We start from the raw sequence: 22540 nt of genomic DNA, 5'->3' as shown, positions 1-22540 counted from the left end.
CCCACCCCCCGCACCCTTGCACGAAAGGCCAGCTCATGACGGAATCCGGAATCGAGTACGACCTGTCCGACCTCGCGTTCATCACGGACCCGGCCGCCGCCGCCCGGTGGCACGACGCGCCCCGACCGGCCTGTCCCGGCCGGTCCCTGGACGGCTCCCCGGCGCTGGTGGTCACCCGGTACGAGACCGCCCGCGAGGTGCTGTCGGACCCGCGCTTCACCAGCCGCCCGCCCGGCGATTCGCACATCCGCGGGCTGCTGGGCCAGGGCGTGCCCGAGGACCTGGCACCGCTGATGTCCTCCACCCTGCTGTCCATGGACACCGAGGCCCACAACCGGGTCCGCCCCCTGGTGACGCAGGCGTTCTCCGCCAAGCGGGTGCGCGCCCTGCGCCCCCGGATCGAGCGGCTGGTGGACGGGCTGCTGGACGGGCTGGCCCCGGGCACCGAGGTGGATCTGATCGCGCGGCTCGCGGATCCGCTGCCGCTCGCGGTGATCGGCGAACTGCTGGGCGTACCGGAGGAGGACCGGACCCGCTGGCTGGACTCGGCCCGGACGTTCAGCGGCAGCAGCCCGGCCACCCCCGAGCAGGTGGGCCCCGCGCTGCGCGGCATGGTGGCGGTGATGCGCGAGCAGATCGGCAAGCGGCGCGAGCAGCCGGGCGACGACCTCCTCTCCGAGCTGGTGCGCAGGCACGACGAGGACGCGGAGCAGCTGACCGACACCGAACTGCTGGCCCTGGCCATGCTGGTGATCCAGGCCGGACACGACTCGGTGCGCCAGTTCATCTCGCTCAGTGTCTGTGTGCTGCTGGCCCACCCCGGGGAGCTGGAGCTGGTGCGCGCGGACCCGGCCCGCTGGCGCACCGCGCTCCCGGAGGTGATGCGGTACGCCACCCCCGTCAAGCACGCCTTCCGCCGGTTCGCCACCGAACCGGTGGAGGTGGAGGGGCACCCGGTGAAGACCGGCGAGGGGGTCCTGGTGGTGCTGGCCGCCGCCAACCACGACGCGGACCAGTTCCCGGACCCGGGCGGGCTCGACGTGACGCGCACGCCCAACCCGCATCTGGGGTTCAGCCACGGCCCCCACTTCTGCCCGGGCGCCTCGCTGGCGCTGGCCCAGACGGAGATCGCCCTGACCGCCCTGTTCGCACGGTTCCCCGGACTGCGGCTCGCCGTGCCGTACGAGGAGATCGCGCCGCGCTTCCTGATCGGGATGCAGCGGCTTCCGGTGCACCTGGCCTGACGACACCACCGACCGCAGTACGGGGACTCCCCCGATGGCCGACGAGAGAGGGACAATGACCGACAGCTCCTACCGGGACCCGCACACCGTGCCGCACGAGTCGCCGGGAGAGCGCGACTCACGTCTGCGGCTGACCAAGCTGCTGGCGGAGACGCCGATCCCGCCCGAGTACCTGATCGACAACCTGCCCGTCTATCTGCGCCGCCCTCAGCTCGCCGATCTGCTGGCGATGGACGCCCTGTACCGGAAGGTCCTCGACGTCCCGGGCGTGATCATGGAGTTCGGGGTGCTGCACGGCCGCCACCTCGCCTCGTTCACCGCCCTGCGCTCCATCTACGAGCCGTACAACTCGCTGCGCCGGGTCATCGGCTTCGACACCTTCACCGGCTTCCCGGACGTCGAGGACATCGACAAGGCGACGCCCAGCGCCACGCCCGGCCGGTTCGCGGTGCCCGAGGACGAGGTGGACCACCTGCGCGAGGTACTGGCCGCGCACGAGGCCAACGAGCCGTTCGGCCACACGCAGCGCAGCTTCGTGGTGCAGGGGGACGTGCGCGAGACCGTCCCGAAGTACCTGGAGGAGAACCCGGAGACGATCATCTCGCTGGCCTACTTCGACCTCGATCTGTACGGGCCGACCCGGGATCTGCTGGACGTCGTACGGCCCCATCTGGTCAAGGGCAGCATCCTGGCCTTCGACGAGCTGGCCCACCCGAAGTGGCCCGGGGAGACGAAGGCGCTGAGCGATTTCACCAACCTCGGCAACGCGAAGCTGCGGCAGCTTCCGCACCGCGAGTCGCCCATCATCTACCTGGAGTGGGGCGAGGGCTGACCTGCTGAGAGCAGCGGGGCCCGCCGGTTCTCCGGCGGGCCCCGCTGCTTTCGTGGCCCGGGTTCTCAGGGCTCGGTCACAGAAGGCTCAACAGGAGGCTCACCAGGCCCATGCCTCCGGCCCCGGGCCGCCGTTGCCGATCGGCGGGAACAGCGTGTCGAGCCGGTTCAGCGTCTCCTCGTCGAGTTCCAGCTCCAGGGCGCGCAGGGCGCCTTCGAGCTGGTCCAGGCTGCGGGGGCCGATCACCGGGGCGGTGACTCCGGGGCGGGACATCACCCAGGCGAGGCCGACCTCGGCCGGGTCGGCGCCGAGGTCGGCGCAGAGCTTCTCGTAGCCGGTGATGGCCTCGCGGTGCCCCTCCAGGGCCTGCGCGGCGCGGCCCTGGGAGCTCTTCATCGCCGTACCGTCGGACAGCTTGCGCAGGATGCCGCTGAGCAGCCCGCCGTGGAGCGGGGACCACGGCAGCACGGCGACCCCGTACCGCCGGCAGGCCGGGATGACCTCCAGCTCGACGTGGCGGGTGACGAGGTTGTAGACGCTCTGCTCGGAGACGATGCCGAGGAAGTGCCGGCGGGCGGCGGCCTCCTGGGCCTCGGAGATGTGCCAGCCGGCGAAGTTGGAGGAGCCGACGTAGCGCACCTTGCCCTGCTGGGTGAGGGTCTCCATGGCCTGCCACACCTCGTCCCACGGGGCGTGCAGATCGACGTGGTGCATCTGGAACAGATCGATCCAGTCGGTGCCCATCCGCCGCAGCGAGTCCTCGCAGGAGGCGATGATGTGCCGGGCGGACAGGCCGGAGTCGTTGGGCCAGTCGCTCATGGGGTTGAAGACCTTGGTCCCGAGGACGGTCTTCTCCCGGCGCCCGCCGCCCCGCGCGAACCAGGAGCCGAGGAATTCCTCGGTGAAGCCCTTGTGCTTCTGCCAGCCGTACTGGTTGGCGGTGTCCACGAAGTTGATCCCGCGGTCGAGCGCGGTGTCCAGAATCGCGTGGCTCTCCTGGTCACTTGCCCTGACGCCGAGGTTCAGGGTGCCCAGGCAGACCGGACTGACCTTCAGGGCCGTGCGTCCGAGGTAGGTGTAGTGCATCGTCGTCCCCTGTGTCCTTGGTGTCCTTCGCTCAGAGCCGGACCGGCCAGTTGTCCTCCTGGAGCGACGCTTCCCACAGCCCCCGGAGCGAATCCTTCAGGGACGTGCGCGGCGACCAGCCCAGGAGGGTGCCGGCGAGCGTGGTGTCCAGCCGGATCCAGCTTCCGTCGCCGCTCGCCGGGACGGTCTCCTCATCGACCAGGTGGGCGGGGAGTCCGGAGACGGTGACCAGCAGCCAGGCCAGCTCGCGCATGCCGGTCGCGGCCCCCTGCCCGATGTTGATCAGCCGCCCGGAGACGGGCGCTCCGGCCGCCGCGACGACGGCCGAGGCCACGTCGTCCACGTCGACGAAGTCCCGCCGCTCGTCCACCACCGGAAGGCTGAGGCGGGTGCCCGACGCCGCGGACTTCCGCAGCCGCAGCGCCAGCCCGCCGAGGAAGCTGCGGCGCGGGGAGCCGGGCCCGCACATGTTGGAGATCCGCAGCACACAGCCGTCCGCCGCGCCCGCGGCCGTCGCCTCCAGCACCATCCGGGTGCCGGCCAGCTTCGTACGCCCGTACTGGGTGGCCGGTACGGTCGGGTGCTCCTCGCGGACGACCGTCCCGGGCGGGACCCGGCCGTACTCGTGCACCGAGCCGATCTGCACCAGGCGCGGGCGTGCCGGGGCGGCGTCCAGGGCCCGCAACAGGCGTTCCAGCAGGGGGATGTGCGAGGCCGTCATCTGGTCCTCGGTGCCCTCCCAGGTGTCGCCCGCCGCGTTGACCACCACGTCGGCGTCGGCCACCACCTCGTGGAGGGCGCCGACCGGGCCGGTGAGCGCGTCCAGCACCACCGTCCGCGCCCCGGCGACGGGTGCGGCGGGCCGTCTGGTGACGGCGAGCACCCGGTGGCCGGGGAGCGCGCCGAAGGCCCGGCAGACGCGCCGCCCCAGGAACCCGGCGCCGCCCAGGACCACGACGGTGCGAGGTGGCGGCCCGCCGGAACCGCTGTCGCTCATCGGCGCTCCCGCAGGGCGAGACACGCCTCGTACGAGGGCAGCAGGCCGGTGCGTTCCGCCTCGGCGAGCGACGGCGCCGCGCGGTCCCGCGCGGAGACCAGGAAGTCCAGGCCGTCGGGCCAGGGCAGGCCGAGCGCGGGGTCGAACGGGTCGATCTCGCGCTCGACGGCCGGGTTGTACTCGGTGGAGTTGAGGTAGGCGGTGACGGTGTCGTCCCGCAGTGCCACGAAGGCGTGCCCGAGCCCCTCCTCCAGGTACACCGCCTCGTAGTCGACGGCGTTCAGCCGCAGGCTGTCCCAGTGCCCGAAGGTGGGCGACCCGGTGCGCAGGTCCACCACCACGTCCAGGATCTCGCCGCTGGTGACGCAGACCAGCTTGGCCTGCCCCGGCGGTACGTCGGCGAAGTGCAGCCCGCGGACGGTGCCCTGCCGGGACACGCTGTGGTGGCTCTGGCCCAGCGGCAGCGCACGTCCGGTCGCCGCGGTGAACGCCTCTCGCGTGTAGGGGGCCACGAACGTGCCGCGTTCGTCGTGGTGGACCTCCGGGGTGATCCGGTACGCGCCCGCCACCGCCAGCTCGCGAATCTTCATGCGCGCCCTCCGCTCACCAGGTCACGGGCAGTTCGGCGATGCCGTAGAAGGCGGTGTCCTCGAACGGCGGCACGTCCTCCGCCGGGACCGCCAGCCGCATCTGCGGGAAGTGGCGCAGCAGCTCCCGCAGGGAGACCGCGATCATCAGCCGTGCCTGATGCTGTCCGAGGCAGCGGTGCGCGCCGTGGCCGAACGCGATGTGCTGGATGGCGTTGGCCCGGTTCACATCGAGCCGGTCGGGCTCGGGGAAGGCGCGTTCGTCCCGGTTGGCGGCGGTCAGGGAGGCGACGATCACGTCCCCCTCGGCGATCCGCTGGTCCCCGGCCGACGCGTCCACGGTGGCCTTGCGGACCGAGCCCATGTTGTTGATGGGCAGATAGCGCAGCAGCTCCTCCACCGCGTTGTCGATCCGGTGGGGCTCCTTGCGCAGCAGGTCGAACTGGTCCGGTGCGCGCAGCAGGGCGAAGATGCCCAGGCCGATGGCGTGCGCGACCAGGTCCTTGCCCGCGATGCGCAGTTGCAGCCCGATCGAGGCGGCCTCCTCGTCGCCGAGCGGGCCCTGGTCGTCCTCGACGGCGAGGAGTTCGCTGAGCACGTCGTCGCCGGGCCGGCCGCGCTTGTCCCGCACCAGGTCGAGCATGTGGAACCACATGGCCCGATACGTGGCGACGAAGTCCTCGGGGGTGACGTCGGCCCCGACCAGACCGGCCACCTGCCGCTCGAACTGCTCCTGGTCGTCCAGGGTGGTGCCGAGCAGGTCGCAGGAGACCCGGGCGGAGATCGGCCAGGCGAAGCGGCTCATCAGGTCGGCCGGGCCGCCGGCCGAGCGGATCTCCTCCAGGCGCTCCACGACGATGCGCTCCACCCGGGGCTCGAACCGCCGCATCCTGCGCACGGAGAACATGTCGGCCAGCAGCCGGCGGTAGCGGGTGTGCTCCGGCGGGTCCATGCCGAAGATCCACCCGGGCGGGCTCTGGCCGTCGATGACCGGCGGCAGCACATGCAGCGACGAGCTGAACCGCCCGTCCTTGAGGGCTTTTCTGACGTCCTTGTAGCGGGTCAGCAGTCGCCCCTCGCGCCCCTGCTGCAGGGCGACGCGGAACGGCCCGCCGTCCTGCTGCGCCCGCCGGTAGTCGTCCGGCGGGTCGAACGGACAGCCGCGCGGCTGCGCTCCGGGAATCGGCAGCAGCTCCGTCACCGCTCCCCCTCCGCCGGCTCGGTGTCCTGCTGGAGGACCAGATGCGGGTCGGCCGACTCGTACCAGCCGAGGAACGGGGGGCAGGTGTCGTAGCCGAGCAGCCGCCGCACCTCCTCGGGGTACGCGAGCACCTTCTCCCGGGGCACCGCGAGGTACTGGTTCTCCTCCTGCCGCATATTGCCCGCGATCATGGAGATGGTCAGTCCGGTGCGCGGGGCGTCGGACTGGTTGGGGCCGCCGGCGTGGTAGGTGCCGCCCAGCCAGATCAGACACGACCCGGCCGGCATCTCGGTGGAGACGGCCCGGTCCTTGGCGGGCGGTTCCTCGTCACCCAGCGTGTGGCTGCCGGGGATGACGAGGGTGCCGCCGTTCTCGGCGGTGAAGTCGCTCATGGCCAGCATCAGCTGGACGCGGCCGATGGGCCCGGGGTAGACGCGCAGATGCGACATGTCGTCGCGGTGCAGCCACTGGGCGCCCTCCCCCGGCCAGATCTGGATCACCTGGGTGGCGCTGATCTGCACGTTGGGGGCCAGCTCCACGCGCCGCCCGCCCATCCACACCGGCACCGGCCGCTCGATGAGGCGACGCGCCGCGCCGAGGAACTGCTCCTTGAGCGCGACCGTCGCGACATGCTCGGTGCGGGCGAACAGCGACGACAGCCGCTTGGTGCGGTGCCCGGAGAAGTCGTCGGCGCCGTAGTCCCAGTTCTCCAGGGCGGGATTGAGGTCCTCCCAGAGTCCCTTCAGCGTCTCCTCGTCGACCAGGTTCTCGATGATCACCCCGCCGTCGCGTTCCAGGACCTCACAGACCGTGTCCACGGACGCGTCGGGGTTCAGGCGAGTGAGCGTGTTCTGCACAGTGCACCCTTCAGTTGCTGCGGTTCCGGCGCGGGTCGACGGGGGTCAGCGTGCCCAGCCGCTCCTCCACCGCGTGGGCGGCGTCGAGACACAGGTCCTCGCGGAACGGCCGGCCGATGAGCTGCACGCCCTGGGGCAGGCCCCCGGCCGTCCCGGTGGGCACCGCCACGGCGGGCAGCCCGGCGAACGTCGATACGGAACACAGCCGCATCGCCGTCATCACCCGCTCCAGCCCGGCCGCGTCGCGCGATTCCAGGCCGGGTTCGACCGGCTGCTCGGTGAAGACCGGGCCGAGCAGCAGCGGACAGCGGTCGAGGAACGCGGCCCAGGCACGCTGGACGCCCATCCGCTCCCCGGTGAGCTTGACGTAGTCGGCCAGCCCGACGGGCGGGTTGCGTTCCATGGACATCTCCAGGAACCGGTGGCCGTCCTCGGGCATCAGTGGCTTCAGCGCCTCCCAGCCCAGGCTGTACTCGGTCATCATCAGCCGCGCGTACGCCCGCAACCCCTCTTCGAGCGCCGGGACCTCCACCTCTTCCACCTGGTACCCGGCGTCCTCCAGCGCACCGGCCGCGGCCTCGACGGCCGCCCGCACCAGCGGGTCGACGCCGAGCCCGCCGGGGTCGGCCGCGACCCCGACCCGGATCGGCCCGGGCAGCGGCGGCCCGGCGGCGGGGGCGGGGACCGCGCGCGGGTCGCGCGGGTCGGCACCGGACAGCAGCTCGTGCAGGATCCGCAGGTCCGCGACGGAGCGGGCCATCGGCCCGTCCACCGGGAACAGCTGGGTGCCGAGGCCCGGTTCGCGGCCCATCAGACGATTGTCGGAGGCGTACCGCCCGTAGCTCGGTCGCAGTCCCGTGATCCCGCTGAACACCGCGGGGATCCGGATCGAGCCCTCCCAGTCGTTGGCCAGCGCCAGCGGCGCCATGCCGGAGGCGACCGCGACGGCGTCGCCGCCGCTGGTGCCGCCCGGCGTCAGCGCCGGATCCCACAGGTTGACCGTGTCGCCGTGGGTGCCGCTGCGGGTGTGCATGCCGCGCATCCCCATGTCGGGCATGTTGGTGCGCCCGACCGGGATCGCCCCGGCCGCGCACAGCCGCCGCACCGGGGGCGCGTCCTCGGCGGCCACCAGCACCTTCAGCTCGGGGATGCCCTGATGGGTGGCCATGCCCTCGACGTGGATGTTGTCCTTGACCGTGAACGGCACCCCGGCCAGCGGGCCCACCGGCTCGCCCGCCGTGCGGCGGGCGTCGATGTCCTTCGCGGCGGCCCTGGCCCGGTCGGCCATGACCGTGGTCACGGCGTTGACCCGCGGATTGACCGCGTCGATCCGCTCCAGGTGGCTCTCCACCGCCTCGGCGGCGCCGAACTCGCCCCGGGCGACCGCCGCCGCCAACGCGGATGCGCTCAACTGCCAGATGTCGCTGTCCATAGGGTCTCCGTGGTCCTCGTTCCTGCTGCCGCTCGCACGGGCCCGGGGCGCCGGCGGGCTCAGCCGGCCGGCTGCGCGGTGCGGTACTCGGCGGTCAGCTTCTCCAGCGTCGGCACCAGCTCGCCCGGGGAGGGCGCGCTCAGCACCTCGTCGCGCATCCGCTGGGCCGCCTCGCGGAACGAGGGTTCGTCCAGCAGCCGGGTCAGCGCGTGCCGCAGCGCCTCGCCGGTGGCCTCGGGGGCGGGCACGGGCAGCCCGAAGCCGTACCGCTCCAGGTGCTCGGCCTTGATGAACGTGTCCCCCGTCTCCGGGACGAGCAGTTGCGGCACGCCGTTCAGCATCGCGCCCATCCAGGTGCCGCTGCCGCCGTAGTGGACGACCGCGTCGCACGTGGGCAGCACGGCGTGCATGGGGACGAAGTCGACCACCCGGACGTTGGCCGGGACCTCCGACAGGTCCTCGTCCGGGCCCGGGATGAGGGTCGTGACGACCTCGATGTCCAGACCGGCGAAGGCCTTGAGGTTCTCGACGGGGAACCGGTCGTGCCCGGAGTACTGGCGCCGGGACAGGCCCATGGTGACGCACACCCGGGGGCGGGCGGGCGGCTCCCGCAGCCAGTCCGGCACCACGGCCGCCCCGTTGTAGGGCACGTAGCGCACCGGCACGGTGTGCAGCCGCAGGCCGAGCCGGGCGCTGGCCGGGGACGGGTCGACGGTGAACTGCCCGGTCACCGCCTCCTCGTCGAACGGCAGACCGTGCCGCTCCAGCTGCCTGGCCTGCCACTCGCCCAGCGGGTCCGCCCGCTGGTCCTCGGGCTGCTGGTCGCGCAGCTCCCGGAAGATCTCGCGCGAGCGGCCCAGGAAGTCCGGCCCCCACAGCATCCGCCCGTGGGCGGCTCCGACGGAGCGGGCCGCCACGGCGCCCGCGTAGCTCATCTGCTCCCAGAGCACCAGCTCCGGGCGCCAGGACCGGGCGAAGTCCACCAGTCCGTCGACGAATTCGGGGTTGTTGGCGATGGCCAGGTAGTACGGCACCATCGCCTGGTTGATGCCCAGCTCGCGTTCCCAGGTGGTCTCCGGCCACTCCAGACCGCCGTAGGACGGGCCGCGGGAGAACGCCTGCGGGTTCGTCCGGGCCACTTCCTGGGCGGTCTCCAGCAGCACGTGGTCCGTGCCCACCGGCACGGCCGTCAGCCCCGATGCGGTGATCGCGTCCGTCAGCGCGGGCTGGCTGGCGACCCGGACCTCATGGCCGGCGGCGGCCAGCGCCCACCCCATGGAGACCATATGCAGGTAGTGCGTCTTCTCCGCGTACGTGACGATCAGAATACGCATCGATTCTCGTCTTCCCCCTGGTCGAAGAGCGCTGCGCCGTACGGCCAAGTCAAGGGGCCCGGCAAGGCTTCATCAACCCCTAACCAGCGCCCTTGGCCACCCCCTAAGCAGCCCTCGACCCCCTAGATATACCAGGCTGTACTCCCTTTTGGCGCACGGGCGTTGGTAGCTTTCCCGCAATGAAAGGAATCGTGCTCGCCGGGGGACACGGCACGCGGCTGCGGCCACTCACCCATGCCGTGTCCAAGCAGCTGCTTCCCATCTACAACAAGCCGATGGTCTACTACCCGCTTTCCGTTCTCATGCTGGCGGGAATCCGGGACGTCCTGGTGATTTCGACGCCGGGCCAGTTGGAGCTGTACCGCGCACTGCTCGGTGACGGAAAACGGCTGGGAATGAACATCGACTACGCCGGCCAGCCGGAGGCCGGCGGTATTGCCGAGGCCCTGCTCATCGGCGCCAAACACATCGGCGACGACGATGTCGCGCTCGTCCTCGGCGACAACATCTTCCACGGCCCCAGTTTCTCCTCCGTGCTGATGCGCCACAGCCGCGAGGTCGACGGCTGCGTCCTCTTCGGATATCCCGTGAAGGACCCGGAGCGCTACGGCGTCGGGGAGGTGGACGCCGCGGGACAGCTTGTCGACATCGTCGAAAAGCCGGTGAACCCGCGGTCCAATCTGGCGATCACCGGTCTGTACTTCTACGACAACGACGTCGTGGACATCGCCGGGGAGCTGCGTCCTTCGGCGCGCGGCGAACTGGAGATCACCGACATCAACAAAGTCTATCTCCGCCGCGGAAAGGCCCGGCTGGTGAATCTGGGGCGCGGTTTCGCGTGGCTCGACACCGGAACCCACGATTCACTTCTCCAGGCGGGCCAGTACGTACAGGTTCTGGAGCAGCGGCAGGGGGTGCGCATCGCCTGTCTGGAAGAGATCGCGTTCCGCATGAACTTCATCGACGCGGCCGCCTGCTACGAACTCGGGCTCGAGTTCGGCTCCTCCGACTACGGCGCGTACCTGAGGAACATCGCGTCCCCTGAGATATGAGGCGAACCATATGCGCGTGCTGATAACGGGCGGGGCAGGTTTCATCGGCTCGCATTTCGTCAGATCAGCGCTGGACGGCCGCTATCCGTTCCTCGCCGGGGCGGCCGAGGTGGTCGTCCTCGACAAGTTCACCTACGCGGGCCGCGCGGAGAATCTGGCACCGGTCGCCGGCCGCCCCGCGCTCGACGTCGTCCGGGGCGACATCTGTGACGCGCCGCTCGTGGCGGGGCTGATGCGCGGTACCGACCTGGTCGTCCACTTCGCCGCCGAGTCCCATGTGGACCGCTCCATCGCCGGTGCGGCCGACTTCGTACGCACCAATGTGCTGGGCACGCAGACCCTGCTGGAGGCCGCGGCCGCCGCCGGGGTGGGGAAGTTCGTCCACGTCTCCACCGATGAGGTGTACGGCTCCATCGACCGCGGCTCCTGGCGCGAGGACCAGCCGCTGCGGCCGAATTCGCCGTACGCCGCGTCCAAGGCGTCCTCCGATCTGCTGGCGCTGGCCTTCCACCGCACCCATGGCCTGCCGGTGTGCGTCACCCGCTGCTCCAACAACTACGGCCCGTACCAGTTCCCCGAGAAGGCCGTCCCGCTGTTCGTCACCCACCTGCTGGACGGCCGGAAGGTGCCGCTCTACGGGGACGGGCGCCATGTGCGGGACTGGCTGCACGTCGACGACCACTGCCAGGGGCTCGCCCTGGTCGCGCAGAAGGGGCAGCCGGGCGAGGTCTACCACATCGGCGGCGGCACCGAGCTGGCCAACCGGGACCTGGTGGCCCGGCTGCTGGAACTGCTCGGGCACGACCCGTCGATGATCGAGCCCGTCGCCGACCGCAAGGCCCACGACCGCCGCTACTCGCTGGCCCACGACAAGATCTCGGCCGAGCTGGGGTACGCGCCCCGCGTCCGGTTCGAGGACGGGCTCGCCGGAACGGTGCGGTGGTACGCCGACCACCGGGACTGGTGGGAGCCGCTGAAGGCCGCAGCGGCCCGGACCGGGGAGCGTGAGGGCGCGTGACCGCGCACACCACGCCGCCGGTGGCCGCCCGTATCGCCCGCTCGGCCGCCGCGCTGGAGACGCCCACCGCCCCGCTCGCGGGATTCCACCGCTGGTGGGAGGAGGCCCGCGCGGCCGACGACTCGCGGGTGGAGCGGATCCCGTTCGAGGACCTGCGCTCCTGGGGCTTCGCCCCCGGCACCGGGAACCTCGTCCACGACAGCGGCCGGTTCTTCTCCGTCGAGGGCCTGTCCGCGCACCGGCCCGGCGCCCCCGTACCGCGGTGGTCCCAGCCGATCGTCCACCAGCCCGAGACCGGCATCCTCGGCATCCTGGCCAAGGAGTTCGACGGCGTCCTGCACTTCCTGATGCAGGCGAAGATGGAGCCGGGCAACCACGACGGCATCCAGCTGTGCCCCACGGTGCAGGCCACCCTGAGCAACTACACCCGGGTGCACCAGGGGGGTTCCGTCCCCTACGTGGAGCGGTTCCTGCGCCTGGACCCCGACCGGCGCCGGGTGCTGGCGGACGTCCTCCAGTCCGAACAGGGCAGCTGGTTCTACCGCAAGCGCAACCGCAACATGGTGGTCGAGGTCACCGGGGACATCGAGGTCCGCGACGGCTTCCGCTGGGTGCCGCTCGGCCAGCTGCACCACCTGCTGGCCGTCGAAGACCTGGTGAACATGGACGCCCGCTCCGTCCTGGCCTGTCTGCCCTACCCGTTCGCCGGAACGCCCCCCGAGGGCAGCCGGGAACCGGGCACGGCGCTGCTGAGCCATCTCACCGAGGCCCGCAGCCTGGAGCGGCTGACCGCCGAACGAGTGCCGCTGGCCGGACTGCCCGGGTGGCGGCGCGGCCCGGACAGCATTTCCCGTGAGGACGGCGCCTTCTTCAGCATCGTCGCCGTGGACGTGCGCACCGGGGGCCGGGAGGTGCGCGGCGGCTGGGTCCAGCCGCTCCTGCAACCGCACGGCCAGGGCGTCTCGGCGCTGGTGACCAGGCGCGCCGGGGGCGTCCGGTACGTGCTGGCGAGCCTGCGCGCGGAGCCGGGCTGCGCCACCGGCCTGGAGATCGGCCCCACCGTGCAGTGCACCCCGGGGAACTACGCCCACCTGCCCGCCGAGGCGCGGCCCCCGCTGCTGGACGAGGTGCTGGCCACCCCCGCCGACCGCGTGCTGTACGACACCGTGCTCTCCGAGGAGGGCGGACGGTTCCGCCACGCCCGCAGCCGCTACCTGATCGTGGAGGCGGACGCCCACGGCGGCCCGTACGACGCCCGTCACGACGGCCCGTACGGCACGCCGTGCACCCAGTGGATCCCGCTGGGCGAACTCCTCGGGCTGCTGCGGCACGGCGGCTACGTCAACGTCGAGGCCCGCACCCTCATCGCCTGTCTGCAGAGCGTGTGCGGCCCCGAGGACCGAAGGACCACCGATGAGAAAGGCGTGTGAACACGTGAGCGGGGACCGCAAGCTGGCCGTGGAAGAAATGGTGCACCTCGCGGACAACAGGAGCCGGGTCACGGTCATCTGCACCGTCCGCGGCGGGGTCGAGGACAAACCGCTGGCCCAGGCGTTCGACGCCACGGTGGCCCGCATCCCCTCCCTGCGCTGCGGGATCGAGCAGGACGGGCCGGTGGAGTTCGCCTTCCGGCCGCTGACGTCCGGCCTCCCGGAACTCCAGGTGCGGCCGGGCGGCCCGCGGGCCCTCACCGAGGAGCTGAACACCCCGCTGCCGCCCGGCGGCCCGCTGGTCAGGGCCACGCTGCTGCGCGGGGGAGACGGCGCGGGCGAGGATGAGGACACGTTCGTCCTGAGCGTGGACCACGCCATCACCGACGGGCAGAGCGCCCTCGCCGTATGCCATGCGGTGTGGCGCGCGTACACCGCGGCCGCCGCCGGCACGTTCACCCTCCCGGAGCCCGCCCAGGACGCCCTGCCCGCGCCGCTGTCCGCCCGGCTCGCGCCGCACTCCCCCGAGGAACTGGCCGCCTATGTCGCGGGACGCCGGGAACGGATGCGCCTCGCGCCCATGGCGAGCCTGCCCTTCGCGGCCGCGGACCAGAGCCTGCCGGAGGGGGAACTGCCGCTGGACGCCGCCCGGGTGCGGCTGGACGCCGAGCAGACGGCCCGGCTGGTCGGCCACGCCAGGGCCGTCGGGGTGTCGGTCCACGGCCTGGTGGTCGGGTCCCTGCTCCTGGCGATCCGGGAGCAACTGGCGACGGGCACGGAGACGCTGCGGCTGAGCAGCATGTCGCCGGTGGATCTGCGCGGCCGGCTGGACCCGCCGGTGGACCCCGAGGTCATGATCCCGGCCGCGTCCCTCTTCTTCGACATCCTGGACGTGCCGGACGGCGCCGACCCGGTGTCGCTGGGCCGCGAGGTGATCGGCAACCTCCGGGCCGCCATCGACCGCGGCGATCTGGCCCGGGAGATCCTCGCGGCGCCGCAGGTGCTCATGGATCCGTCGCTGCTGCGGGCCGGCCTGGTGACGACCAACCTCGGCCAGGTGCCCGTGCCGGAGGTGCCGGACGGCCTGGAAATCACCGACCTGCGGTGCTTCGCGCTGGGCGACAAGTCCTTCCCCCAGGCCGGGGAGGGGCCGCTGGTGGTGTCCGTGCTCACCGTGCTCGGGCGGCTGGACATCGAATTCCCCTACAGCCGACTGCACTTCACCGCCGGGCAGATGGCCGCCATCCGCGAGGCGGTACGCGGCCATCTGCTCGGCCTCATCGCCTGACGAAGACGCCGGACGGGCGGATTGCGGCGCCGGTCCCCGACGGTCCGCCGGCCAGCACCGCGCACAGCCGTTCCCGCGCCCGCTCGTCGAAGACGGGCGGCAGGTCCACCAGGCCGCCCCAGGGGTACGGGTGGTCGCGGGCGAACCGGCGGTCCGGGCGCCACAGCTCGGCCTGCCCCGGGCCCGGCGGGCCCCCCGGGCCGCCCCCGACCGCCACCGCGCCCCGCGTCAGGCACCACACCGGGGCGTCCACGGCGGCGTCCGCGAGGACGCGCAGCAGCGTCCGGGTGGACGCCACGGGCGCGGCGGACACGGTGGCCAGGGCCGACAGCACGCCGGTGACCGGGCCCCGGCCGTCGAGCAGCGTGCGCAGCCGACGGGCGACGGCCCCCTCGGTGGCGCCCTGGTCCAAGGGGAAGGCCAGCACCTGGGCGCCGTACCGCAGCAGCGCGCCGAGCAGCGGATCGCACACGTCGTCCACGGCGTCCGGCGCGGGAGCGGAGCCGGGATCGCGGCGACCCGACGGCAGGACGACGAGCCAGGTACCGGACAGCTCGGGCGCGCCCGCCTCCGCCCGCGCCTCCCAGCCGCCTGCGGAGGGCGCGTCGTGCCGCTGCCGCCATGCGGCCAGCGCGGGCAGTACGTCGCTCAGCGGCTCGTCACCGCGCAGCCCGAGCGTGCCGCTCACGCCGTCCAGGTCGCCACGGGCCACCTGGTCCCAGAAGGCGTGCGCCGGGTCGGGCGCGGGGCGCGGGGGGCGGTGCCGCTGGAACGCGTACGTCGGCAGGTCCACCGGGCGGGCCGGCAGACCGCCGAACACCGCGTTCCAGTCGACCGCCGCGCCGCTCACCTGCGCCCGGCCGACGGCCTCGGCCAGGGCGCGGTCCCGGGGCACTCCGGCGTCCGGCTCATGTCCCGCCAGATGCGCTCCGTACGGGCCGAGTTCGAGCACCACGCCGCGTGCGGCACCCTCCCCTGGCTCCTCCGCCCGGCGCAGCCAGTACTCGGGCGAGGCGAGTTCGGCGTCGGAGACGGCCCGGCCGGTGGCGGCGGACACCAACGGCACCCGGGGCGTACGGTAAGCGGGCTTCTCGGCCACCCGGCGGAACTCCTCCGCCGCGTCGCCACCCGGCCCTGATCCGCCGCCCACGACCCGGCTCCGGGCCACCACCAGCGCCGCCGCGTCGTCCAGGCCGAGCACGCCCGCCGCGTGGGCGGCGGCCAGGGCCCCGGCACCGGACCCGGACATCCGGTCCGGGCGCAGTCCCCAGTGGGCGAGCAGCCGGAACATGGCCACCTGGACGGCGAAGAGCGCGGGGTGCCCGTACTCCGGGTCCTCCAGCAGCGCGGGTTCGTACCAGACGACGTCCCGCAGCGGCCGGTCCAGATGCGCGTCCAGCCGGGCGGCGGCCTCGTCCAGGGCCTCCGCGTACACCCGGTGGGCGCGGTACAGGGCGCGCCCGACGATCGGCGGCCGGCCGCCGTGCGCGGCGAAGTGGAACCCGATCCGGCCGTCCCCGGCCGTGCCCCGCACCACCCCCGGGTGCTCCTCGTCGCGGGCCAGCGCGCCGAGGGCGGCGAGCAGTTCCGCCCGGTCGCCGACGACGAAGGCCGCCCGGTGGGGGAACGCGGTGCGCGTGGTGGCCAGGGCGCGGGCGACGTCCGCCGCCTCCTGCGGACCGGCGTCGGCCTCCAGGCGGCCGAGTAGCCGGCTCGCCTGGGCCGCCAGCGCCGCGGGGGACGCGGCCGACAGGACGCACGGAACGGGCGGCGCCGGGCGGAGTGCGGGCGCCGCCCCGGCGCCACCGGCCGCGGGGGCTCCGGTGTCCTCCGGAGCCTGTTCGATGACCACATGTGCGTGGGTGCCGCTCAGCCCGAAGGCCGAGACCCCGATCCGGCGGGGCGCGCCGGTCCGCGGCCAGGGGGCCGCTTCGCCCAGCGGGCGCACCGGGTCCGGCGCCGGGCCCGCGGCCAGGTAGGAGGTCGGGGTCGACGGCAGCACTCCGTGGCGCAGGGCGAGCACCGCCTTGACGACGCCCGCGGCCCCGGCGGCGGCCTGGGTGTGCCCGATGTTCTCCTTGACCGTGCCCACGAGCAGGGGCCGTTCGGCGGGCCGCCCGGGGCCGTAGACCTCCCGTAGCGCCTGGACCTCGGTGGCGTCGCCGTCCGGTGTGCCGAAGCCGTGCGCCTCGACCGCGTCCACCTCGTGGGGGGCCAGCCGGGCCCGCTCCAGCGCCCGGGCGATCACCTGCCGCTGGGCGGACGCGTCGGGCCCGCCGTCCGCGCCCCGGCCGACCGCGCTGCCCCGGAGGACGGCGAGCACCGGGTGCCCGGCGCGGCGCGCGTCGGACAGCCGCTCCAGCGCGAGGACGGCGACGCCTTCGGCCACGGCGGGGGTGCCGCCGCGCCGTTCGTACGCGGTGAACGCGGCCTCGGTGCCGTGGACCGTGACCCCGGCGGCCAGCGCCAGCGTGCATTCCCCCTGCCGCAGTGCCTGCGCCGCCAGGTGCAGCGCCACCAGCGACGAGGAGCACGCGGTGTTCACCGTGACGGCGGGACCGGCGAGGGAGAACGCGGCGGCCACCGCGCCGGATACGTCGGTGTCGCCCGCGCCGTCCTCGTGATGGGTGAGGCCGACGTACACCCCGGTCGGGCTGCCGGCCAGGGAGCCGGGGACGATCCGGGCGCTCTCCAGGGCCTCCCACACGGTCTGCCGCAGCAGCAGCCGCTGTACGTCGGTGGTGCCGGCCTCCCCGGGCGGGGTGGCGAAGACGTGGGGATCGTAGGTGTCGTCCACGAACCCGCCGGTGCGGGAGGTGCTGGAGGACGTCCAGCCGCGCTCCTCGGGGACCGGGGTCAGCACGTGCTCGCCGGCCGCGAGCAGCCGCCACAGGTCGTCGGGGCCTGACACGCCGCCGGGCAGCCGGCAGCCCATCGAGACGATGACCACCGGGTCGTCCGCCACCGGACCGTCGACCACGGACTCGGGCTCCGGGGCGGGGGCGGGCTCGGAGGCGGGCTCGGACTCGGGCAGCAGGGTGAGCAGATGCCCGGCCACCTCGGCGGGCGTCGGATGGTCGAAGACCAGCGTGCCCGGCAGCACCAGCCCGGTGTCGGCCGCCAGCCGGTTGCGCAGCTCCACCGAGTTGAGCGAGCCGATGCCCAGTTCCTGGAAGGTCCGGTGGGGTTCCACCGCGTCCGCCGCGTCGAAGCCCAGCACCAGCGCGGTGGCGGCACGCACCAGGTCCAGCAGCGTCCGTTCGCGCTCGGCGGCGGGCAGGGCGGCCAGCCGGTCCGCCGCGTCGCGCGCCCCGGAACCGGCGTCCGCCGCACGGGAACGGGCGGCGGGCCGCCGCCCGGGTGCGCCGGCCAGGCCCCGTAGCAGCGGGGGGATGCCGCCCTCGGCCGCCTGGGAGCGCAGTGCGCCGAGGTCGAGCCGTACGGGCACCAGCGCGGCGCCGCCCGAGCCGCCGGCCGCGTCGAAGAGGGCGAGCCCGTCCTCGGCGGACAGCGGCGGGAAGCCGGAGCGCGCCATCCGGTCCCGAACCTCGGCGTCGAGGCCGGACGTCATCCCGCTGCCCGGCTCCCACAGGCCCCAGGCGAGGGAACGGGCGGGCAGCCCCTCGGCGGCGCGCCGCTCGGCGAGCGCGTCGAGGAAGGCGTTCGCCGCGGCGTAGTTGGCCTGGGCGAGGCCGCCGAGCACCCCGGACACCGAGGAGAACAGGACGAACGCGGACAGGGCGAGACCCCGGGTCTCCTCGTCCAGCGCGAGCGCCGCGTCCACCTTGGGGCGCAGCACCGTATCGAGCCGTTCCGGCGTCATCGAGGCGAACACCCCGTCGTCGAGCACGCCGGCCGCGTGCACGACGGCGGTCAGCGGATGCGCGGCGGGGACGGCGGCCAGCAGCTCGCGCAGCGCGGCGCGATCGGCGACGTCGCACGCGGCCCAGGTCACCGCCGCGCCCGCGGCCGTGAGTTCGGCTTCGAGCGCGTCGGCGCCGGGGGCGTGGCGGCCGCGGCGTCCGGCCAGGACGAGATGGCGGGCACCGTGCCGGGTCACCAGATGACGGGCCAGCAGTGCGCCCAGGGTTCCGGTGGCGCCGGTGATCAGCACCGTGCCGTCGGGGTCCCAGCCGTGCTCGCCGTCGGGCGGTCCGGGCATCGCGGGAGCGAGGCGCGGCACCAGCGGGCGTCCGTCGCGCAGGGCGAGTTGGGGTTCCCCGGCGGCGAGCGCGTCCGGCAGGGCACCGGCCCAGGCCGGGTCCGCGCCGTCGTCGTCCCGGGCCGTGTCGAGATCCAGCAGGACGAGGCGGTCCGGGTGCTCCGACTGTGCGGAGCGAACCATTCCCCACACGGCGGCCTGGACGGGGTCCGGGGCGGTGCCACCCGCCGCGACGGCGCCCCGGGTCACCAGGACGAGCCGGGCCGCGGTGAACCGTTCGTCGGCCAGCCACCGCTGCACGAGGCCGAGCGCCCGGCGGGCGGCGGTCCGCACGGCGGCGGCACCGTCGGGAGTGGCACCGTCGGGAGTGGCATCCCGGGAGGGGGGCTCATCGGCGCGCGGGGCGCACGACGCCAGAACCACCTGTGGCCGTCCGGTCAGCGCTGCCAGATCCTCGTACGTCTCCACCTCCATCCCCCGGGCACGCAGCGCGTCGGCGGGCCCCGACCCGTCGAAGCCGAGCACGGCCCACCGGGCCGGGCGGTCGGCGGGGGCCGGCGCGGCGGGCAGCGGCGTCCACTCCACCCGGTACAGCGGCATGCCCTGCGAGGCGCCGCCGGACAGCGCGCCCTCCGGCACCGGCCGTACGACGAGCGACTCGACCAGGGCCACGGGCGCGCCCGAGGTGTCGTACGCCTCCACCCGCACATCGCCGTCCCGGGCCGTCAGCCGCACGCGCAGCACGGTGGCGCCCGACGCGTGGAGCGCCACCTCGCGCCAGGAGAACGGCAGCCGGGGCCGCCCCGGTTCGCCGTCCGCCCCGTCGGCGAAGCCGGGCAGGCCCAGGGCCAGCGGGTGCAGCGCGGCGTCCAGCAGCGCGGGGTGCAGGCCGAAGCCGTCCCCGTCGCCCTCGGTCCCGTCCAGCGCCACCTCGGCGAACAGCGCGTCCTGATCCCGCCATACGGCGCGGACTCCCCGGAACGCGGGGCCGTAGTGGAGACCGGCGGCGGACATCCGGTCGTAGACGTCGTCGGGGTTCAGCTCGGTGGCGTCGCGCGGTGGCCAGGTCCAGGCGGCCGGCGCCGGGGCGGGGGCCCCGGGGGCGAGCAGACCGGTGGCGTGCCGGAGGAACGGGGCGGGCTCGGCCGCCCCGTCCGCCGTATCGGCACTGTCCGCCGTATCGGCGCCGTCCGGGCGGGAGTACACCGTCAGCGGGCGGCGGCCGTGCGCGTCGGGCGCGCCGACGACGGCCTGAAGGGCCACCGCCTCGTCCGGGGGCAGCACCAGCGGCGCCTCCAGCGTCAGTTCTTCGAGCGCGGAGCAGCCCGCCTCCTCCCCGGCGTGCAGCGCCAGTTCGACGAAGGCCGTGCCGGGCAGCAGCACGGTGCCCTCGACGGCGTGGTCGGCGAGCCATGGATGCGTCCGCGCCGACAGACGGCCGGTGAGCAGCAGGCTCTCGGAGCCGGCGAGCGGGACGGCCGCGCCCAGCAGCGGGTGCCGGGCGGCACGCAGCCCGAGGCGGGCGGCGCCGGCCGGGGAGGGGCCTTCGGCCGCGGCCCAGTAGTGCTCGTGCTGGAAGGCGTAGGTGGGAAGGTCCACGCGGCGGGCCCCGGTGCCCTCGAAGTACGTCCGCCAGTCGGGCACGCAGCCGTGTGCGTACGCCCTGGCGAATGCGGCCGGGAAGGCGTGCGGGAGGTCCTCGGCACGGGGTGCGGCGCCGGTGGCCAGGGCCGGGACGACGGCGGGGAGCGCACCCCGCCCGCCGTCCGCCGGCTCCGGCAGGGACACGGCGATCCGTTGGTGGGGGCCCATGACGATCAAGGTGCCGACGTCCTGGTCGGCCAGGGCACGCACGGCTCCGGGCGTCGCGTACCGGGTGCCGGGCAGGGCCGGCTCCCGGCCCTCCACCACGGCCCGCAGCGCGTCCTCCAGCGGCAGTTCGCCGGCGACGTACGCGGCGGCGGCCGACGCGCGCGCGTCCTCGGCGAGGACGGCCGCGGGCGCCACCCCGTGCGCCCGCCACAGCACCGCCGGCGCGACGCCCACGGCGAAGAGCACGGGACCGGCGACATCGGCGCGCTCCGGGTCCGGCGCCGCCGGGTCGCCGCGCAGCACGGCGGTGAGCGACCAGTCCACCAGAGGGGCCAGCGCGCGTTCGCAGGCGTCGACGTGCTGCCGGACCGCGGGGGCGCGGTCCAGCAGCGCCCCCACCGCGCGGACCCAGTCGCGGGCCCGCCCCTCGGGCCCGAACGCACCGGGGAGCACGAAGGCCGCCCGGGCACCGGAGGCCGTTCCGGTGACGACGTCCGCTCCGGGGACGACGTCGGTTCCGGGGACGACGCCGGTTCCGGTGACGACCGCCGTCCCGTCCCGGTCCGGCGCCTCCGCGCCGTCGGCCAACCGGCCCAGCGCGCCCAGCAGTTCGTCCCTGTTGGTGCCCAGCACCACCGCGCGGCAGTCGAAGGCGGTACGCGTGGTGGCCAGCGCGTACGCCACGTCCACGGGGCGCAGCGCGGGCCGCTCGGCGACCCAGTCGCGCAGCCGCGCGGCCTGGGCGCGCAGCGCGGCGGGGGTCCGGCCCGAGACCACCCAGGGCAGGGCGGCGCCCCGCAGCGCGGGGCCGGGAGCGCCGGTCTCCGAGGCGCCGGTCTCCGGGGCGGGCTCGGGTGCCTCGGGCTGCTCGAGGATGACGTGGGCGTTGGTGCCGCTGACCCCGAAGGAGGAGACGGCGGCCCGGCGCGGTTCGGCGGTCGCGGGCCACGGCTCGTTCCGCGTGAGCAGCCGTACCTCGCCCGCCGACCAGTCCACGTGCGGGGTGGGTTCGTCCACGTGCAGCGTCCTGGGCAGCGTGCCGTGCTGCATGGCCATGGTCATCTTGATGATCCCGGCGACCCCTGCCGCCGCCTGGCTGTGGCCGAAGTTGGACTTGACCGACCCCAGCCACAGGGGCCGTTCCGGCGCCCGCTCCCTGCCGTAGGTGGCCAGCAGCGCCTGGGCCTCGATGGGGTCGCCGAGCCGGGTGCCGGTGCCGTGCGCCTCCACCGCGTCCACCTGTGCCGTGGTCAGGCCGGCGGCCAGCAGGGCGTCGCGGATGACGCGCTGCTGGGACGGGCCGCTGGGGGCGGTCAGCCCGTTGCTGGCGCCGTCCTGGTTGACCGCGCTGCCGCGCAGCACCGCGAGCACCGGATGCCCGTTGCGGCGGGCGTCGGAGAGCCGTTCCACGAGGAGGACGCCGACGCCCTCCGCCCATCCCGTGCCGTCGGCCGCGCCCGCGAACGATTTGCAGCGGCCGTCCGGGGCGAGTCCGCGCTGGCGGCTGAACGAGACGAACGTCTCGGGCGTGGCCATCACGGTCACCCCGCCGGCCAGCGCGAGCGCGCATTCGCCGCGGCGCAGCGCGTCGCCCGCCAGATGCAGCGCCACCAGCGAGGACGAGCAGGCCGTGTCCACGGCGACGGCGGGTCCCTCGAGGCCGAGGGAGTAGGCGACCCGGCCGGGTACCACGCTCCCGGCGGCCGAACTGCCCGCGTAGTCGTGGTACATGACGCCGGTGAAGACTCCGGTGCGGCTGCCGCGCAGCGAGCGCGGGTCGATCCCCGCGCGCTCGACGGCCTCCCAGGAGGTCTCCAGCAGCAGCCGCTGCTGCGGGTCGGCCGCCAGCGCCTCGCGCGGCGACATGGCGAAGAACGCGGCGTCGAACCGGGCGGCGTCGTGCAGGAAGCCGCCCTCCCGGGTGGTCGCGGTGCCCGCGTGGTCAGGGTCCGGATGGTAGAGGGCGTCACGGTCCCAGCCCCGGTCGTCCGGGAAGGCGGAGACCGCGTCGGTGCCCGTGGCCACCAGTTCCCACAGCCCCTCGGGGGACACCACGCCGCCGGGGTAGCGGCAGCCCATGCCGACGATGGCGATGGGCTCGCGGGACCGCTCGTCCGCCTCGGCGAGCTGTCCGCGGGTGCGCTGCAGCTCGCGGGTGAGCCGCTTCAGGTAGTCGCGGTAGTCGCGGAGCCTGTCCTCGTTGGTCAT

General features: G+C 74.2%; 14 protein-coding genes. 6 read left to right on the top strand and 8 right to left on the bottom strand.

Annotated elements, in window-relative coordinates:
* Positions 1 to 35: 35 nt before the first annotated feature.
* Together ACH4SI_RS24895 and ACH4SI_RS24890 are read left to right on the top strand one after the other, a co-directional pair.
* On the top strand, positions 36 to 1244 hold the full coding sequence (locus tag ACH4SI_RS24895; protein WP_398299138.1) for a cytochrome P450: 1209 nt from the start codon (positions 36 to 38) through the stop codon (positions 1242 to 1244).
* A gap of 55 nt (positions 1245 to 1299) precedes the next feature.
* Positions 1300 to 2076 (top strand): class I SAM-dependent methyltransferase, encoded by a 777-nt coding sequence (locus ACH4SI_RS24890; RefSeq protein WP_398299136.1) that lies wholly within the window; start codon positions 1300 to 1302, stop codon positions 2074 to 2076.
* Positions 2077 to 2175: 99 nt separating this feature from the next.
* Here ACH4SI_RS24890 and ACH4SI_RS24885 read toward each other — a convergent pair whose 3' ends face one another.
* Genes ACH4SI_RS24885 through ACH4SI_RS24855 form a run of 7 tightly spaced genes read right to left on the bottom strand, consistent with a single transcriptional unit; the run spans position 2176 to position 9570 of the window.
* Positions 2176 to 3162 (bottom strand): aldo/keto reductase, encoded by a 987-nt coding sequence (locus tag ACH4SI_RS24885; RefSeq protein ID WP_398299134.1) that lies wholly within the window; start codon positions 3160 to 3162, stop codon positions 2176 to 2178.
* A 31-nt stretch (positions 3163 to 3193) separates the two neighbouring features.
* Complete coding sequence (locus ACH4SI_RS24880; RefSeq protein WP_398299132.1) at positions 3194 to 4159, bottom strand: NAD-dependent epimerase/dehydratase family protein; 966 nt, start codon at positions 4157 to 4159, stop codon at positions 3194 to 3196.
* Positions 4156 to 4749: a dTDP-4-dehydrorhamnose 3,5-epimerase family protein gene (locus ACH4SI_RS24875; RefSeq protein WP_398299129.1), complete on the bottom strand. Its 594-nt coding sequence runs from the start codon at positions 4747 to 4749 to the stop codon at positions 4156 to 4158. Before ACH4SI_RS24875 ends, ACH4SI_RS24880 begins: the two co-directional genes overlap by 4 nt.
* Before the next feature lie 13 nt (positions 4750 to 4762).
* Positions 4763 to 5947 carry a cytochrome P450 gene (locus ACH4SI_RS24870; protein WP_398299127.1) on the bottom strand — a complete coding sequence of 395 codons (1185 nt, stop codon included), beginning with the start codon at positions 5945 to 5947 and terminating at the stop codon, positions 4763 to 4765.
* Entirely contained in the window at positions 5944 to 6804 is an 861-nt protein-coding gene (locus ACH4SI_RS24865; RefSeq protein ID WP_398299125.1) for a phytanoyl-CoA dioxygenase family protein, read from the bottom strand. Before ACH4SI_RS24865 ends, ACH4SI_RS24870 begins: the two co-directional genes overlap by 4 nt.
* 10 nt (positions 6805 to 6814) lie before the next feature.
* Positions 6815 to 8236 carry an amidase gene (locus ACH4SI_RS24860; protein ID WP_398299123.1) on the bottom strand — a complete coding sequence of 474 codons (1422 nt, stop codon included), beginning with the start codon at positions 8234 to 8236 and terminating at the stop codon, positions 6815 to 6817.
* 59 nt (positions 8237 to 8295) lie between these two features.
* On the bottom strand, positions 8296 to 9570 hold the full coding sequence (locus ACH4SI_RS24855) for an activator-dependent family glycosyltransferase (RefSeq protein ID WP_398299121.1): 1275 nt from the start codon (positions 9568 to 9570) through the stop codon (positions 8296 to 8298).
* Between the two features lie 179 nt (positions 9571 to 9749).
* Here ACH4SI_RS24855 and rfbA point away from each other — a divergent pair, with 179 nt between their 5' ends.
* From rfbA to ACH4SI_RS24835, 4 genes are read left to right on the top strand one after another with little or no spacing between them, the layout of a single operon-like run.
* Positions 9750 to 10622: a glucose-1-phosphate thymidylyltransferase RfbA gene (gene rfbA, locus ACH4SI_RS24850; RefSeq protein ID WP_398299119.1), complete on the top strand. Its 873-nt coding sequence runs from the start codon at positions 9750 to 9752 to the stop codon at positions 10620 to 10622.
* 10 nt (positions 10623 to 10632) lie between these two features.
* A complete protein-coding gene (gene rfbB, locus ACH4SI_RS24845; protein ID WP_398299117.1) occupies positions 10633 to 11640 on the top strand; it encodes a dTDP-glucose 4,6-dehydratase in 1008 nt (335 codons plus the stop codon).
* Positions 11637 to 13070 carry an NDP-hexose 2,3-dehydratase family protein gene (locus ACH4SI_RS24840; protein WP_398299115.1) on the top strand — a complete coding sequence of 478 codons (1434 nt, stop codon included), beginning with the start codon at positions 11637 to 11639 and terminating at the stop codon, positions 13068 to 13070. Before rfbB ends, ACH4SI_RS24840 begins: the two co-directional genes overlap by 4 nt.
* A gap of 4 nt (positions 13071 to 13074) precedes the next feature.
* Positions 13075 to 14358, top strand: a complete 1284-nt coding sequence (locus ACH4SI_RS24835) for a hypothetical protein (protein WP_398299113.1) — start codon at positions 13075 to 13077, stop codon at positions 14356 to 14358.
* On the opposite strand, the gene ACH4SI_RS24830 is transcribed toward ACH4SI_RS24835, so the two are convergent.
* Complete coding sequence (locus ACH4SI_RS24830) at positions 14348 to 22540, bottom strand: SDR family NAD(P)-dependent oxidoreductase (RefSeq protein WP_398299111.1); 8193 nt, start codon at positions 22538 to 22540, stop codon at positions 14348 to 14350. The two genes, ACH4SI_RS24835 and ACH4SI_RS24830, sit on opposite strands and share 11 nt — an antisense overlap.

The sequence above is a fragment of the Streptomyces sp. NPDC021212 genome, assembly GCF_044332925.1.
GTDB lineage: Bacteria > Actinomycetota > Actinomycetes > Streptomycetales > Streptomycetaceae > Streptomyces.
This window is presented reverse-complemented; position numbering and strand designations above follow the sequence as displayed.